The following is a 13,643-nucleotide window of genomic DNA, read 5'->3' on the forward strand; positions in this document are numbered from 1 at the left end:
GGGGCACGTGCTCGCCCGGAAGGGCCGCGCGCACGCGTCTACAGTTGGTCGGCGGCCGTCGCAACGCCGCACCTGCCGCCGATGGAGAGGACGCACCCCCCTCGTGTCGCTCCTGCGATCGCTCCGCACCCCTGACGACCTGAAGGCGCTCCCGGCCGAACAGCTGCCGAGACTGGCCGCCGAGATCCGGGACGCGCTGGTCACCAGCGTCGCCAGGACCGGCGGGCACCTCGGACCCAACCTCGGTGCGGTCGAGCTGACCATCGCCCTGCACCGGGTGTTCGCCTCCCCGCGCGAGCCGATCGTCTTCGACACCGGCCACCAGAGCTACGTGCACAAGATGCTCACCGGCCGGGTGGAGGACTTCACGCGGCTGCGCCAGCGCGACGGCCTCTCCGGGTACCCGAGCCGGGCCGAGAGCGAGCACGACTGGGTGGAGAACAGCCACGCCTCCACCTCGCTGTCCTACGCCGACGGGCTGGCCAAGGCCTTCGCCGTCCGGGGCGAGCCGCGCCCGGTGGTCGCCGTCATCGGCGACGGCGCGCTCACCGGCGGCATGGCCTGGGAGGCGCTGAACAACATCGCCGGCGCCCAGGACCGCCCGGTGGTCATCGTCGTCAACGACAACGGCCGGTCCTACTCGCCGACCATCGGCGGGGTCGCCGACGCGCTGGCCGGCCTGCGGTTGCGCCCGGGCTACGAGCAGGCGCTGCTGCAGGTGCGCCAGTCGCTGCACCGCGCCCCGGTGGTCGGCTCGGCGCTCTACGACGCGCTGCACGCGATCAAGAAGGGCCTCAAGGACGTCCTCTCGCCGCAGGGCATGTTCGAGGACCTCGGGCTGAAGTACGTCGGCCCGGTCGACGGCCACGACATCCGGGCGATGGAGTCCGCGCTGCGCCGGGCCCGGTCCTTCGGCGGGCCGGTGATCGTGCACGCGGTCACCACCAAGGGCTTCGGCTACCCGCCGGCCGAGACCGACCAGATCGACGCCTGGCACGCCACCGGGGTCTTCGACCCCGACAGCGGGGTGAGCCCGGCCGTCAAGGGCCGCGACTGGACGACGGCCTTCTCCGACGAGCTGGTGCGCATCGGCGCCGAGCGCTCCGACGTCGTCGCGATCACCGCGGCGATGCTGCACCCGACCGGCCTGGCCGCCTTCGCCGAGCGCTTCCCGGAGCGCACCTACGACGTGGGCATCGCCGAGCAGCACGCGCTCACGTCGGCCGCGGGCCTGGCGATGGGCGGGCTGCACCCGGTGGTCGCGGTCTACTCGACCTTCCTCAACCGGGCCTTCGACCAGCTGCTCATGGACGTCGCGCTGCACCGCCAGCCGGTCACCGTCGTCCTGGATCGGGCCGGGGTGACCGGCAGCGACGGCGCCTCGCACAACGGCATGTGGGACATGTCGATCCTCTCCGTCGTCCCCGGGCTGCGGTTGGCCGCGCCGCGGGACGAGGCCACGCTGCGGGAGGCGCTGCGCGAGGCGGTCGAGGTGACCGACGGGCCCAGCGTCGTCCGGTTCCCCAAGGGCACCCCGCCGGTCGACGTCCCCTCGCTGGAGCGGCGCGGACCGGTGGACGTGCTGCGCCGCGGGGAGCGGCCGGAGGTGCTGCTGGTCGCCGTCGGCTCGATGGTGCCGATGTGCCTGGCCGCCGCCGAGCGCGCCGCCGACCACGGCATCGAGGTGACCGTCGTCGACCCGCGCTGGGTGCTGCCGGTCTCCGACGAGCTCGTGGCGCTGGCCGACGGCTTCCGGCTGGTCGTCACCGTCGAGGACGGCGGGCGCGCCGGTGGCGTGGGCACCACGCTGACCCAGGCGCTGCAGGACCGCGGCATCGACGTCCCGGTGCGGGCTCTCGGCCTGCCGCAGCAGTTCCTCCAGCACGGCAGCGTCGGCCAGGTGCTGGCCGACGCCGGTCTCACCGAGCAGGACGTCGCCCGGCGCATCGCCGAGTGGACGGCGGTGCTCGCCGAGCGCGCCGAGGGCAGCGTCGCCGAGGCGGTCGAGGAGCGGCCGTGATAGCGGAGATCCAGGTCGCGCCCTCGCCGGCCGGGACCCCCGAGGACCCGCACGCCCACGTCGAGGCCGCGATCGCGGTCATCCGGGACTCCGGACTCCGCTACGAGGTGAGTGCTCTCGGCACGACCCTCGAGGGGGACGACGACGAGGTGTGGGCGACGCTGCGGGCGGCGCACGAGGCGGTGCTCGCGGCCGGCGCCACCAGCGGGATCTCGCACGTCAAGATCGCCTCGGTGGGCCGCACCATGGACAGCCTCACCTCCAAGTTCCGGTAGACCACCTCACGACGAGAGGGCGCCGCACCCCGCTGGGTGCGGCGCCCTCTCGTCGTCCTGGCCCGCCGTCGCCGGTCCTGGCTCGGCACCGGTGGTGAGCCGGGACCGGCGATGACCACCTCAGCTGATCATCGGGCGGCGGCCCTCAGGCAGGGAGGGAGGCCACGCCCCTCGGCAGGAACCGGGAGCCGGTCACCTTCTCCGAGACCCCGGCGCGGTCGAGGTACGCCGAGATGCCGCCCAGCCAGAACGGCCAGCCGGCGCCGAGGATCATGCACAGGTCGATGTCCTGCACCGCCTGGACGACGCCCTCGTCGAGCATCAGCCGGATCTCCTGCGCCAGCGCCTCGACGGCCCGCTCGCACACCTGCTGCGCGGTGAGCGGGGCGGGGTGCGTGGGCGTGCCATAGCCGATGCCCTCAAGCTCGGGGTCGACGACACCCGGCTCGCTGTACACCGACGACTTGCCGAGCTCGACCATCCGGCGCAGCCCCGCACCGACGGCGAACCGGTCCGGGAAGGCCTCGTGCATCCGCTCGGCCACGTGCAGCGCCACCGGCGGCCCGACCAGCGTGAGCAGCTCGAACGGCGTCATCGGCAGGCCCAGCGGGTCCAGCGCCCGGTCGGCCACGGCGACCGGCGTCCCCTGCTCCACGGACGCGGTGACCTCGCCCAGGAATCGGGTCAGCAGCCGGTTGACCACGAACGCGGGGGCGTCGGCGACCAGGACGCACGACTTCTTCAGCCCCTTGCCGACGGCGAACGCGGTGGCCAGCGTGGCGTCGTCGGTCCGCTCGGCGCGCACCACCTCCAGCAGCGGCAGGACCGCCACCGGGTTGAAGAAGTGCAGGCCGACGACGCGCTCGGGGTGCTCGAGCTTCGAGGCCATCCCCGACACCGACAGCGCCGAGGTGTTGGTGGCCAGCACGCACTCGGCGGAGACGGCGGCCTCCACCTCGGCGAGCACCTGCTGCTTGACCGACATCTCCTCGAACACCGCCTCGATGACGAGGTCGGCGTCGGCGAAGGCCGCCTTGTCGAGGGCGCCGGTGACCAGGCCCCTGAGCCGGTTCAGCCTGTCGCTCGACAGCCGGCCGCGGGCGGCCAGCTCCTCCAGCTGCGTGTGGACGTAGCCGACGCCCTTGTCGACGCGCGCCTGGTCGATGTCGGTGAGGACGACGGGCACCTCGAGCCGGCGGACGAACAGCAGCGCCAGCTGCGAGGCCATCAGACCCGCACCGACGACGCCGACCTTGGTGACCTTCCGCGCCAGGCCCTTGTCCGGCGCGCCGGCCGGTCGCTTGGCCCGCTTGTTGACCAGGTCGAACGAGTACAGGCTCGCCCGCAGCTCGTCGCTCATCAGCAGGTCGGCGAGCGCCTGGTCCTCGGCCGCGGTGCCGGTGGTGAACGCCTCCCCGTCCACGCCGTTGCGGGCCAGGTCCAGCAGCTCCACGGTGCGCAGCGCGCCGGGGGAGGCGTTGCGGGTTCGGCCGGCGACGATCGCCCGCGCTCGGGCGATGGCGTCGTCCCACCCCGAGCGGTCGACCTCGGGCCGCGAGACGGTGACGTCGCCGGTGAGGACGCCCACGGCCCACTCCAGCGAGCGCTCGAGGAAGTCGGCCGGCTCGAACAGCACGTCGGCGATGCCCAGCTGCGCGGCCTTCGGGCCCGGCGTCACCTTGTTCTGCGCCAGGGCGTTCTCGACGATCACGGTGACCGCCGGGTCGATGCCGATCAGGTTCGGCAGCAGCTGCGTGCCGCCCCAACCGGGCACCAGGCCGAGGAAGGCCTCGGGGAAGGCGACGACGGCGGTCGTGGCGATGGTCCGGTGGTGGCAGTGCAGCGCCAGCTCCAGGCCGCCGCCGAGCGCCGCACCGTTGACGAAGGCGAAGGTCGGGATCGTCGAGTCCTTCAACCGGCGGAACACCCGGTGACCGGTCTCGGCGATCTCCCGGGCGTCGTCGGCCGAGGTGATGGACGGGACGCCGGACAGGTCGGCGCCGACGGCGAAGACGAACGGCTTGCCGGTGACCGCGATCGCGGCCGGGGCGGGGGTGTGGGCGGCGATCTCGTCGAGCGCTACGTCCAGCGACGCCAGCCCGCCGGGGCCGAAGGTGGACGGCCGGGTGTGGTCGTTCCCGTTGTCCAGGGTGAGCAGGGCGATCTCGCCGGCCAGCCCTGGCACCCGCAGGTACCGGACCCTGGCGGCGGTGACGACCTCGTTGTCGAAGACGGCGGTCACTTGCCGGACCCCTCCCAGTTCGGGTTCTCCCAGATCACGGTGGCGCCCATGCCCAGGCCCACGCACATGGCGGTCAGGCCGTAGCGGACGTCCGGCCGCTCGGCGAACTGGCGGGACAGCTGGGTCATCAGCCGGACGCCGGAGGAGGCCAGCGGGTGGCCGACGGCGATGGCGCCGCCCCACGGGTTGACCCGCTCGTCGTCGTCGGCGATGCCGAAGTGGTCGAGGAAGGCCAGCACCTGGACGGCGAAGGCCTCGTTGAGCTCGAACAGGCCGATGTCCTCGATGGTCAGGCCGGTGCGGGCCAGCGCGCGCTCGGTCGACGGCACCGGGCCGACGCCCATGACCTCGGGCTCGACGCCGACGAAGCCGTAGCCGACCAGCCGCATGCCGACGTCCAGCCCCAGCTCGAGCGCGACCTCCTCGGCGGCCAGCAGGCAGCCGGTGGCGCCGTCGTTGAGGCCCGCGGCGTTGCCCGCGGTCACGTGTCCGTGCGGGCGGAACGGGGTCTTGAGCGTCGCCAGCCCCTCGAGGGTGGTGTTCGGCCGCGGCGGCTCGTCGACGGTGGCCAGCCCCCAGCCCCGCTCGGCGCTGCGCGTGGACACGGTCACCAGCTCCGGGCCGATCTGCCCGTTGGCGACGGCCTTGGCGTACTTCTGCTGGCTGGCCAGCGCGAAGGCGTCGGCCCGCTCCTTGGTCAGGTGCGGGAAGCGGTCGTGCAGGTTCTCGGCGGTGGAGCCCATGACCAGCGCGGAGCCGTCGACCAGCCTCTCGCTGAAGAACCGGGGATTCGGGTCGGCGCCCTCGCCCATCGGGTGGCGGCCCATGTGCTCGACCCCGCCGGCGATGGCGACGTCGTAGGCGCCGAAGGCGATGCCCGACGCGGTGGTGGTCACCGCGGTCATCGCGCCGGCGCACATCCGGTCGATCGCGTAGCCGGGCACCGACTTCGGCAGCCCGGCCAGCAGCGCGGCGGTGCGGCCGATGGTCAGGCCCTGGTCGCCGACCTGCGTGGTGGCCGCGATGGCGACCTCGTCGACGCGGTCGGCCGGCAGCGCCGGGTTGCGGCGCAGCAGCTCGCGGATCACGCGCACGACCAGGTCGTCGGCGCGGGTCTCGGCGTAGACGCCCTTCGGGCCGGCCTTGCCGAAGGGGGTGCGGACGCCGTCGACGAAGACGACCTCGCGCAGCGAGCGTGGCCGCCGCTCTCCAGATGACACAGGACCTCCGCAGCAGTTCGGTACCGGCCGGTACGGCGCGGCACCGATGAAGTTACCGGTCGGTAACCCGCCGACCAAGCGGCCACGTCACTCGGCGGGGGCAGCTCCCGGACGGCCACCTCGGCGAGCTCGCCGAGGTGGCCCCGTGCCGGGCAGGCACCGTCCAGAGGCTCACCGCGAGCTTGCGAGCGGGGAGGAGGACGGGGTCCTCCTCCGAAGGGTGGGGAGGACGGGTGGCCCCCTGCAGGGTCCCGCTGCGAGCCTGCGAGTGGCGGGGGGCAGGGGGTCCTTCGTCAGGCGCGGTCGAGCGCGTCGGTGAGCAGGTCGCGGGTGAGCTCGACCTGCCACTCGCGGGCGCCGCCGGCCCGCAGCGTGGCGGCCACGGTCTCGGCGTCCCGGGGCTCGGGCGGGGTCCACATCAGCCGGCGGACGAGGTCGGGGGAGAGCAGGTTCTCGACCGGCAGGGAGTGCGTCGCGGCCAGCTCGGCCAGCCCGGCGCGGGCGGCCTGCAGCCGGGTGGCGGCGGCCGGGTCGCGGTCGGCCCAGCGGTTCACCGGCGGCGGGCCGTCACCGGGCCGGCTGTGCAGGGGCAGCTCGGACTCCGGCAGCTCCCGGCCGCGGGTCAGCGCCCCGAACCAGGTGCCGACCAGCTTGCGGTTGGCCCGGCCCCGGAAGACCGGCAGCTCCAGCAGCGCGGCCTCGGTGCGCGGGTCGGCCTGCACCGCGGAGACCATCGCCGCGTCGGGCAGCACCCGCCCGGGGGCGATGTCACGGCGCCGGGCCAGCTCGTCGCGGGCCTGCCACAGCGAGCGCAGCATGCCGAGCTGCCGGCGGCTGCGCAGCCCGTGCACCCCCGACGTCCGCCGCCAGGGGTCGGCCCTGGGCGCCGGCGGTCCGGCGGCGAGGATCGCGGCGAACTCCTGCCGCGCCCACTCGGTCTTGCCCTGCTCCTCGAGGACGGCGGCCAGCGCGTCGCGCAGGTCGACGAGCACCTCGACGTCCAGCGCGGCATAGACCAGCCACTCCTCGGGCAGCGGCCGGGTGCTCCAGTCGGCGGCCGAGTGCCCCTTCTCCAGGCGGTAGCCCAGCAGCGACTCGACGACGGCGCCCAGTCCCACCCTCGGCAGCCCCGCCAGCCGGGCGGCGAGCTCGGTGTCGAACAACCTCGCCGGCACCAGCCCCACCTCGGCCAGCGACGGCAGGTCCTGGCTCGCCGCGTGCAGCACCCACTCGGCGTCGACGATCGCCGACTGCACGACCGACAGGTCCGGCAGCGGGATCGGGTCGATGAGCCCGGTGCCGGTGCCGACGCGGCGCAGCTGCACGAGATAGGCCCGCTGGCCGTAGCGGTAACCGGAGGCGCGTTCGGCGTCGACGGCGACCGGGCCGCTGCCGGCCGCCAGCGCCTCGGCGTACTCGACCAGGGCGGTGGAGGTCTCGATGACCGGGGGCAGCCCGTCGCGCGGGGCGAGCAGGGGGACCGCCGGGGGAGCGGTCGGCTCGTCGTCCGGCGCAGGGGCGGGCTGGGCAGGGATGGGCTGGGTGCTCAGGGCTGGTCCACCTTCTCGCCCGTCTCGACAGCGTGGTCAGCGCGCGGTTCCACGGCAGGGCCGCAGCAGGCCCCGGGGACGGGGCGCCGGCGCGGGGGCGACAGGCACCCCCGGGTCTCCGATGTTAGAGAGTGCCGTCCTCCTGCGGCCCGGAGGGACCCAGCAGCCGGACGCCGGGCGGCGGCAGCCCGGCCGCGCTGCCCAGCACGTCCAGCCACGCGATGAGGTGCCGGTCGAGGTGGCTGTCCTCGGCCGTCCAGGAGGCGCGGATCTCGACGTCGACCGAGTGCTCGGGGCCGGCGAGCTCGCCGAACCGGGTCGAGGCGGTGCGGGTGACGGTGCCGCCGAGCGCGTGCGACGTGGCGCCGCACTCCTCGAGGGCGTCGGTCAGCCAGCTCCAGGCGACCTCGGAGAACATCGCGTCGTCGACCATGTGCTCGTCGGTGGTGGCCGACAGGTAGCCGACGCAGCGGGTGGTGCCGGCCCAGGACTCGTGGCCGGCCGGGTCGTGCAGCACGATGAACCGCCCGTTGGCGACCTCGACGTCCTCGTCGCCGTCCGGCTCGGTGACCAGCGCACCGACCGCGTACGCGTGGGGCGCCAGCCGCTGCGGGGCGGGGATGGCCTCCAGGACGATCTCGGGACGGGCGGTCACGCCGGCCAGCGCCTCCAGGGCAGCGCGGAACTCCTCCGGCGGCTCGCCGCCGGGTCGGTCCGCGCCGTGGCCGGTCCCGGCCAGGCTGGAAGGCTCCACGTTCGCAGGGTAGGTCGCCCGACCGCCCCGTGCCGCCGACGCGCCGCACGGGTTCTGGGAGGCCACACCGTTTCTGGGAGGATGGGACGTCGTGACCGCCGTTGCCGATGCCGCGCCGACGCCCGCGCCCTCTCCCGCCGACTCGGACCTGGTCCGGGCCGCCCGCGGCCTGCCGGTGCGGCGCACACCGGTGTGGTTCATGCGCCAGGCCGGCCGCTCGCTGCCGGAGTACCGGGCGCTGCGCGCGGGCACCCGGATGCTGGACGCCTGCCAGGACCCCGACCTGGTCACCGAGATCACCCTGCAGCCGGTGCGCCGGCACGGGGTGGACGCCGCGATCCTCTTCTCCGACATCGTGCTGCCGCTGGTGGTGGCCGGCGTCGACATCGACATCAAGCCCGGGGTCGGGCCGGTCATCGCCTCGCCGGTGCGCAGCGTCGCCGACGTCGACGCGCTGCCGCCGCTGGAGCCCGACCGGCTGGCCTTCCTCGCCACGGCCGTGCGCCGGCTGGTCGCCGAGCTCGGGCCCACGCCGCTGATCGGCTTCGCCGGCGCGCCGTTCACCCTCGCCACCTACCTGATCGAGGGCGGGCCCTCCAAGGAGCACGCCCGCACCAAGGCCTTCATGTACGCCGAGCCGGAGGCCTGGGGCCGGCTGCTGGACCGGCTCGCGGTCTCCGCGGCCACGTTCCTCACCACCCAGGTCGACGCCGGGGCCTCGGCGGTGCAGCTGTTCGACTCCTGGGCCGGGGTCCTCTCGGCGGCCGACTACGCCGAGCGGGTGCTGCCGCACTCCCGCGCCGTCCTCGACGCCCTGGGCGACCGCGACGTGCCGAAGGTCCACTTCGGCGTCGGCACGGGGGAGCTGCTGCCGCTGATCGGGGACGCCGGAGCCGACGTCGTGGGCGTCGACTGGCGGGTGCCTCTGGACGAGGCCGCCCGCCGGGTCGGTCCGGGGCGCTCGCTGCAGGGCAACCTCGACCCCGCCGTCCTGCTGGCCGACCGCGCCACCGTCGACCGCGAGGTGCGCCGGGTGGTGGCGCAGGGGCGGGCCGCGCGCGGGCACGTGTTCAACCTCGGCCACGGTGTGCTCCCCGACACCGATCCCGGCGTGCTGACCTCCGTCGTCGACCTGGTGCACGAGCTGACGAGCCGATGAGCCGGCTGGTCGTCGTCGGCGCCGGGATCACCGGACTGGCCGCGGCGTTCGAGTGGCACCGGCGCCGCCCGGACGACGAGGTCGTCGTCCTGGAGGCGGGCGACCGCATCGGCGGCAAGCTCGACCGCGTCCAGCTGGCCGGGCACTGGTACGACACCGGCCCCGAGGCCGTGCTCGCGCGGGTGCCCGAGGCGGTGCAGCTGGTCGAGCGGCTCGGTCTGGCCGACCGGCTGGTCGCGCCGGCCACCACGCAGGCGTCGGTGGTGCTGCCCGACGGCCGCTTCCCGCTGCCGGCCGGCACGGTGCTCGGCGTCCCGGCGTCGACCGAGGGGCTCGACGGCGTGCTGACCCCGGGAGGTGTGGCGCGGGTGGCCGCGGAGGCCGACCTCCCCCCGCTGGCGCTGGAGGGGGACGTGGCCGTGGGCGCGCTGCTGCGCGCGCGGCTGGGCGACGAGGTCGTCGACCGGCTGGTCGAGCCGCTGCTCGGCGGCGTCTACGCCGGGCGGGCCGACGAGCTGTCGCTGACCGCGACGATGCCGCAGCTGGCCGCGCACCTGCCCGCCGCCGGGTCGGTGCTCGGTGCGGCGGCCGCCGCCCGCGACGCCGGGGCGCGCAGCCGCTTCGACGCCGGCGCGCCGGTGTTCGTGACCGTCGCCGACGGCATCGGCTCGCTGCCCGCCGCGCTGGTGGCCGCCTCGGGGGCCGACGTCCGGCTGCGCACCCCGGCACACGGCCTGACTCGGACGGCGACCGGCTTCGAGCTCTCGGTCGGCCGGGCGAACGAGCCCGAGCGGCTGACCGCGGACGCCGTCCTGGTGACCGCCCCGGCGCCGAAGGCCGCCCGGCTGCTGGCCGGGGTCGCGCCCGGGGCGGTCGAGCCGCTGCTGGGCATCCCGTACGCGTCCGTGGCCGTGGTCGCGATGGCCTTCCCGGCGCAGGACGTCGACCCCGGGTCCGGGCTGCTGGTGCCGCCGGTGACCGGTCGGCTGGTCAAGGGCGTGACCGTCTCCTCGCGGAAGTGGCCGCACCTGGACGGGGAGCACCTGATGGTGCGCTCGTCGGTGGGCCGGTTCCGCGACGAGCGGGAGCTCCAGCGCGACGACGACGACCTCGCCGCGGCCGTGGTCGCCGACGTCGCCGACCTGCTGCAGCTGCCCCGGCCCGAGCCGGTCGCCACCCGCGTCGTCCGGTGGGGTGGCGGGCTGCCGCAGTACCTGGTCGGCCACCAGGGGCGGGTCGACGCGGTTCGTGCCGCCGTCAGCGCGGTGCCGGGGCTGGCGATCGCGGGCGCGGCGTTCCGCGGCGTCGGCGTCCCCGCGTGCATCCGCGACGCCCACCACGCGGTCGACGCGCTGCTCTGAGCCGTGGCCGGCGCCACGGTGGGCCCGGGCATGGGAGCGGGTACGGGGGCGTTGCGTCCCCAGTGAGCACCGTGCACCACCCCGCCCGACCCGTCCTGCGACCCGCCCGCTGCCTGCGCCACCACGTCTGGATGGCCGCGTGCAGCGACTGCCGCGACGCGCACACCGTGTCCGTCCGGGAGCGGCGGGAGACCAGCTCGGCCTCCCGTTGAAGAAGGACCTCCCTGCCCCCCACCACTCGCGAGCTCGGCAGCTAGGCCCGTCCAGAGGCTCGACGCGAGCTTGCGAGCGGTGAGGAGGACGGGGTCCTTCCACCTGCAGGGAGGCCACCGCCGCCGCTCGTCCCCACCGGGGCGGGCGGCGGTGCAGCATCGGCCGCGGTGGATGATGGGGACATGAGCGAGCAGACCGACCAGCGCAGCATCGGCAAGCGGGCGAACGAGTTGAACGCCGCCATCCGCTACACCATGTGGTCGGTGTTCCGGCTGGCCCGCCCGTTGGGCGAGGAGCAGCGCACCGCCGTCGCCGACGAGGTGCAGGGGCTGCTCGACGAGCTCGCCGGCAAGGACGTCGTCGTCCGCGGGACGTACGACGTCGCCGGGTTCCGCGCCGACGCCGACCTGATGGTCTGGTGGCACGCCGAGACGCCCGAGGCGCTGCAGGAGGCCTACACCCGGCTGCGCCGCACCGCGCTGGGTCGGCATCTGGAGCCCGTGTGGTCGCAGCTGGCGCTGCACCGGCCGGCGGAGTTTAACCGCAGCCACATCCCGGCGTTCCTGGCCGACGAGGAGCCGCGCCGCTACGTGTGCGTGTACCCGTTCGTGCGGTCCTACGAGTGGTACCTGCTGCCCGACGAGGAGCGACGGGACATGCTCAAGGAGCACGGCATGCAGGCCCGGCCGTACCCCGACGTGCGCGCGAACACCGTCGCGGCCTTCGCACTCGGCGACTACGAGTGGATGCTCGCCTTCGAGGCCGACGAGCTGCACCGCATCGTCGACCTGATGCGCGACCTGCGGGCCAGCCGCGCCCGGCGGCACGTCCGCGAGGAGGTGCCGTTCTACACCGGCGTCCGCAAGCCGGTCGCGGAGCTCGTCGCCGACCTGCCGTAGCCCACTCCTGTGCTCCTGAGCCCCTCGCGGGCCCCCGGGAGCGTGAGTTCGGAGCCGGTAGGGAGGGGCGTCCTCGGCGCTCGTGTCAGCCGGCGCGGAAGTCGCTCGGCATAGTCGCCCAACGCGCGGCTCCCGTGCGGTACCGAGGAGCTTCCCAGTACCTGCGCATGAGGGCTGTACCGGTCCGCCTCTCCTGGGCCTCCCAGTCCGGCAGGCGCCGTCCCTCGTACGTGCGCAGGACCTCGCCTCCGACCGTGGACGTGTAGAGCTGCCCCTCCGCATCGGTGTATTCAGCGCCGAGTCCGGTCCCGCTCACGTGGCCGAGCCACTCCAGGGCCAGGACCTGGTCTTTCGCCAGGGGGCGAGCGCGTACGGGGTTGAACCACTCTCCGTCCTGGCGTTGGGCCACGATCACGTCGAGGGCAGGACCGTTCCCGATGTTCTGGAGAGTCCAGCAGCCGGCACCCGGGTCGTCCACGAACACGAGGACGGGCTTTCGGGCCCGCACTGCGGCCTGATGGCCCACCCACAGGTTCACACCGAACGTCGTGGCCGAGAGCACGAGGGCCACAACGGAGATGACGACGCTGATCAACATGGGCTCACCCCGGCACCGTGTCGTCGTAGGACGGGACACGAGCAGCCTCGCGCTGCTCCAGATCGAGCACCACGCCCTCGGCGTAGCGCGCCGACGCTGGTCTGCGGCGCTTGTCGCTGACCTGCCGTGACATCGCCAGTGGCGGTCCTCGTGGTTTCTGGCTCGCGAGACCACGACAACCCGCCACCCAGCACTCCGTCCGAGCGTCGAGATGCGCCTGAGGACGTTCACCCGCGACGGGCTGACCGCCCTCAGGCGCATCTGGGCGGGGCTCAGCCCGCGGCCGGCTCCAGGCGAATGCTCACGCTGTTGATGCAGTAGCGGTCGCCGGTCGGGGTCTGCGGGGCGTCTTCGAAGACGTGGCCGAGGTGGCTGTGGCAGGTGCCGCAGAGGACTTCGGTGCGCACCATCCCGTGGCTGCGGTCCTCGCGGAGCACCACGTTGTCAGCGGACGACGGCTCGTAGAACGACGGCCAGCCGCAGTGCGAGTCGAACTTCGTCTCCGACCGGAACAGCTCGGCCCCGCAGGCGCGGCAGCTGTAGACACCTCGCGTCTTGGTGTCGACGTACTCGCCGGTCCAGGGCCGCTCCGTGCCGGCCTGGCGGAGGACGGCGTACTCCTCCGGCGACAGCTGCGCCCGCCACTCCTCGTCGCTCCTGGTGACCTTCGGCTGGTTCTGCGCGGACGTCGTCATGCGCTCAACGGTACGAGCAGCGCGCGGTCGCCCGGCCAGGTCCGGCCGTCCCGTGGTCAGCGCCCGAGCACGGCCGTCCGCGCCGCACGGCCACCTGCGCCCGGTCGGGAGCCTGCAGCTCCATCGGGGCCGACCGCCGGTCGCCACCCCTGACCCGGGTCGCCGGGCGCTGGCGCGTGCGGCGGAGACTGGACCGGTGCGCGAGCTCCTCGACGACGTGTGGTTCACCCGCGATCTGCCTGTGCTGCGGGCGATCGCCCGTCTGGTCGACGGCCCGGAGTACGGCGGCAACCCCTACCTCGGCCAGGTGGTACCGGCGAGCGGACTGCCCAAGCCGGAGGTGACCGCGGCGGCGCGGGCGCTGGTGTCAGCGGGCTACGTGGAGGCCCTGACCAACTACGCCGGGGAGATCGTGCGGTTCACCGGCATCTCCGCGGAGGCCCGGCGGCTGACCGGGCTCTGGCCGACGCCGCAGGGGGAGTGGGACCGGCTGGTGGAGCAGCTCACCGCACGGGCGGAGAACGCGCCGACCGACGTCGAGCGAGCCCGGTGGCGGGCCCTCGCGGACGCCGCCGTGGCGGTGGGGCCGGACGACGGCGCGCTGCTGATGTCGGCGCTCATCGGGGGGTACGTGCCGCGGGCGCGGTGACGCCCCGG

General features: G+C 74.6%; 13 protein-coding genes. 6 read left to right on the plus strand and 7 right to left on the minus strand.

Annotation, left to right across the window (positions count from 1 at the left end; translation table 11 throughout):
* The first annotated feature begins 103 nt into the window (after nucleotides 1-103).
* Together dxs and GOBS_RS09255 are read left to right on the plus strand one after the other, a co-directional pair.
* Nucleotides 104-2,020: a 1-deoxy-D-xylulose-5-phosphate synthase gene (gene dxs, locus GOBS_RS09250; RefSeq protein ID WP_012948025.1), complete on the plus strand. Its 1,917-nt coding sequence runs from the start codon at nucleotides 104-106 to the stop codon at nucleotides 2,018-2,020.
* The gene (locus tag GOBS_RS09255) at nucleotides 2,017-2,295 is read left to right on the plus strand and encodes a thiamine-binding protein (RefSeq protein WP_012948026.1); all 279 of its coding nucleotides are present in this window, start codon (nucleotides 2,017-2,019) and stop codon (nucleotides 2,293-2,295) included. Before dxs ends, GOBS_RS09255 begins: the two co-directional genes overlap by 4 nt.
* A 145-nt stretch (nucleotides 2,296-2,440) precedes the next feature.
* Here GOBS_RS09255 and GOBS_RS09260 read toward each other — a convergent pair whose 3' ends face one another.
* From GOBS_RS09260 to GOBS_RS09275, 4 genes are all read right to left on the minus strand, one after another.
* Complete coding sequence (locus GOBS_RS09260; RefSeq protein ID WP_012948027.1) at nucleotides 2,441-4,537, minus strand: 3-hydroxyacyl-CoA dehydrogenase NAD-binding domain-containing protein; 2,097 nt, start codon at nucleotides 4,535-4,537, stop codon at nucleotides 2,441-2,443.
* Nucleotides 4,534-5,757: a thiolase family protein gene (locus GOBS_RS09265; protein ID WP_012948028.1), complete on the minus strand. Its 1,224-nt coding sequence runs from the start codon at nucleotides 5,755-5,757 to the stop codon at nucleotides 4,534-4,536. The genes GOBS_RS09260 and GOBS_RS09265 overlap by 4 nt, the downstream gene beginning before the upstream one ends.
* 293 nt (nucleotides 5,758-6,050) lie before the next feature.
* On the minus strand, nucleotides 6,051-7,307 hold the full coding sequence (locus tag GOBS_RS09270) for an HRDC domain-containing protein (RefSeq protein ID WP_012948029.1): 1,257 nt from the start codon (nucleotides 7,305-7,307) through the stop codon (nucleotides 6,051-6,053).
* 124 nt (nucleotides 7,308-7,431) lie between these two features.
* The gene (locus GOBS_RS09275; RefSeq protein WP_012948030.1) at nucleotides 7,432-8,061 is read right to left on the minus strand and encodes a DUF3000 domain-containing protein; all 630 of its coding nucleotides are present in this window, start codon (nucleotides 8,059-8,061) and stop codon (nucleotides 7,432-7,434) included.
* Nucleotides 8,062-8,152: 91 nt separating this feature from the next.
* On the opposite strand from GOBS_RS09275, the gene hemE reads away from it, so the two are divergent.
* From hemE to hemQ, 3 genes are all read left to right on the plus strand, one after another.
* On the plus strand, nucleotides 8,153-9,220 hold the full coding sequence (hemE, locus tag GOBS_RS09280) for a uroporphyrinogen decarboxylase (protein WP_012948031.1): 1,068 nt from the start codon (nucleotides 8,153-8,155) through the stop codon (nucleotides 9,218-9,220).
* Complete coding sequence (hemG, locus tag GOBS_RS09285) at nucleotides 9,217-10,581, plus strand: protoporphyrinogen oxidase (RefSeq protein ID WP_012948032.1); 1,365 nt, start codon at nucleotides 9,217-9,219, stop codon at nucleotides 10,579-10,581. Before hemE ends, hemG begins: the two co-directional genes overlap by 4 nt.
* A gap of 395 nt (nucleotides 10,582-10,976) precedes the next feature.
* On the plus strand, nucleotides 10,977-11,693 hold the full coding sequence (hemQ, locus tag GOBS_RS09290; RefSeq protein WP_012948033.1) for a hydrogen peroxide-dependent heme synthase: 717 nt from the start codon (nucleotides 10,977-10,979) through the stop codon (nucleotides 11,691-11,693).
* Between the two features lie 85 nt (nucleotides 11,694-11,778).
* Here the strand turns inward: hemQ and GOBS_RS26795 are convergent, their stop codons facing one another.
* The 3 genes from GOBS_RS26795 to msrB all read right to left on the minus strand — a co-directional run bounded on the left by GOBS_RS26795 (nucleotide 11,779) and on the right by msrB (nucleotide 12,986).
* On the minus strand, nucleotides 11,779-12,291 hold the full coding sequence (locus tag GOBS_RS26795) for a hypothetical protein (RefSeq protein ID WP_012948034.1): 513 nt from the start codon (nucleotides 12,289-12,291) through the stop codon (nucleotides 11,779-11,781).
* A 4-nt stretch (nucleotides 12,292-12,295) separates the two neighbouring features.
* Nucleotides 12,296-12,424 (minus strand): hypothetical protein, encoded by a 129-nt coding sequence (locus tag GOBS_RS29300; RefSeq protein WP_012948035.1) that lies wholly within the window; start codon nucleotides 12,422-12,424, stop codon nucleotides 12,296-12,298.
* Between the two features lie 139 nt (nucleotides 12,425-12,563).
* Nucleotides 12,564-12,986 carry a peptide-methionine (R)-S-oxide reductase MsrB gene (msrB, locus tag GOBS_RS09305; protein ID WP_012948036.1) on the minus strand — a complete coding sequence of 141 codons (423 nt, stop codon included), beginning with the start codon at nucleotides 12,984-12,986 and terminating at the stop codon, nucleotides 12,564-12,566.
* A 196-nt stretch (nucleotides 12,987-13,182) separates the two neighbouring features.
* Here msrB and GOBS_RS09310 point away from each other — a divergent pair, with 196 nt between their 5' ends.
* Nucleotides 13,183-13,635: a hypothetical protein gene (locus GOBS_RS09310; RefSeq protein ID WP_012948037.1), complete on the plus strand. Its 453-nt coding sequence runs from the start codon at nucleotides 13,183-13,185 to the stop codon at nucleotides 13,633-13,635.
* Nucleotides 13,636-13,643: the final 8 nt, after the last annotated feature.

It is taken from the genome of Geodermatophilus obscurus DSM 43160, assembly GCF_000025345.1.
Classification (GTDB): domain Bacteria; phylum Actinomycetota; class Actinomycetes; order Mycobacteriales; family Geodermatophilaceae; genus Geodermatophilus; species Geodermatophilus obscurus.

Coding starts and splice junctions, on each gene's coding strand:
- hemG (WP_012948032.1), top strand. CDS start 9,217: ATGAGCCGGCTGGTCGTCGTCGGCGCCGGGATCACCGGACTGGCCGCG.
- hemQ (WP_012948033.1), top strand. CDS start 10,977: ATGAGCGAGCAGACCGACCAGCGCAGCATCGGCAAGCGGGCGAACGAG.
- GOBS_RS26795 (WP_012948034.1), bottom strand. CDS start 12,291: ATGTTGATCAGCGTCGTCATCTCCGTTGTGGCCCTCGTGCTCTCGGCC.
- GOBS_RS29300 (WP_012948035.1), bottom strand. CDS start 12,424: ATGTCACGGCAGGTCAGCGACAAGCGCCGCAGACCAGCGTCGGCGCGC.
- msrB (WP_012948036.1), bottom strand. CDS start 12,986: ATGACGACGTCCGCGCAGAACCAGCCGAAGGTCACCAGGAGCGACGAG.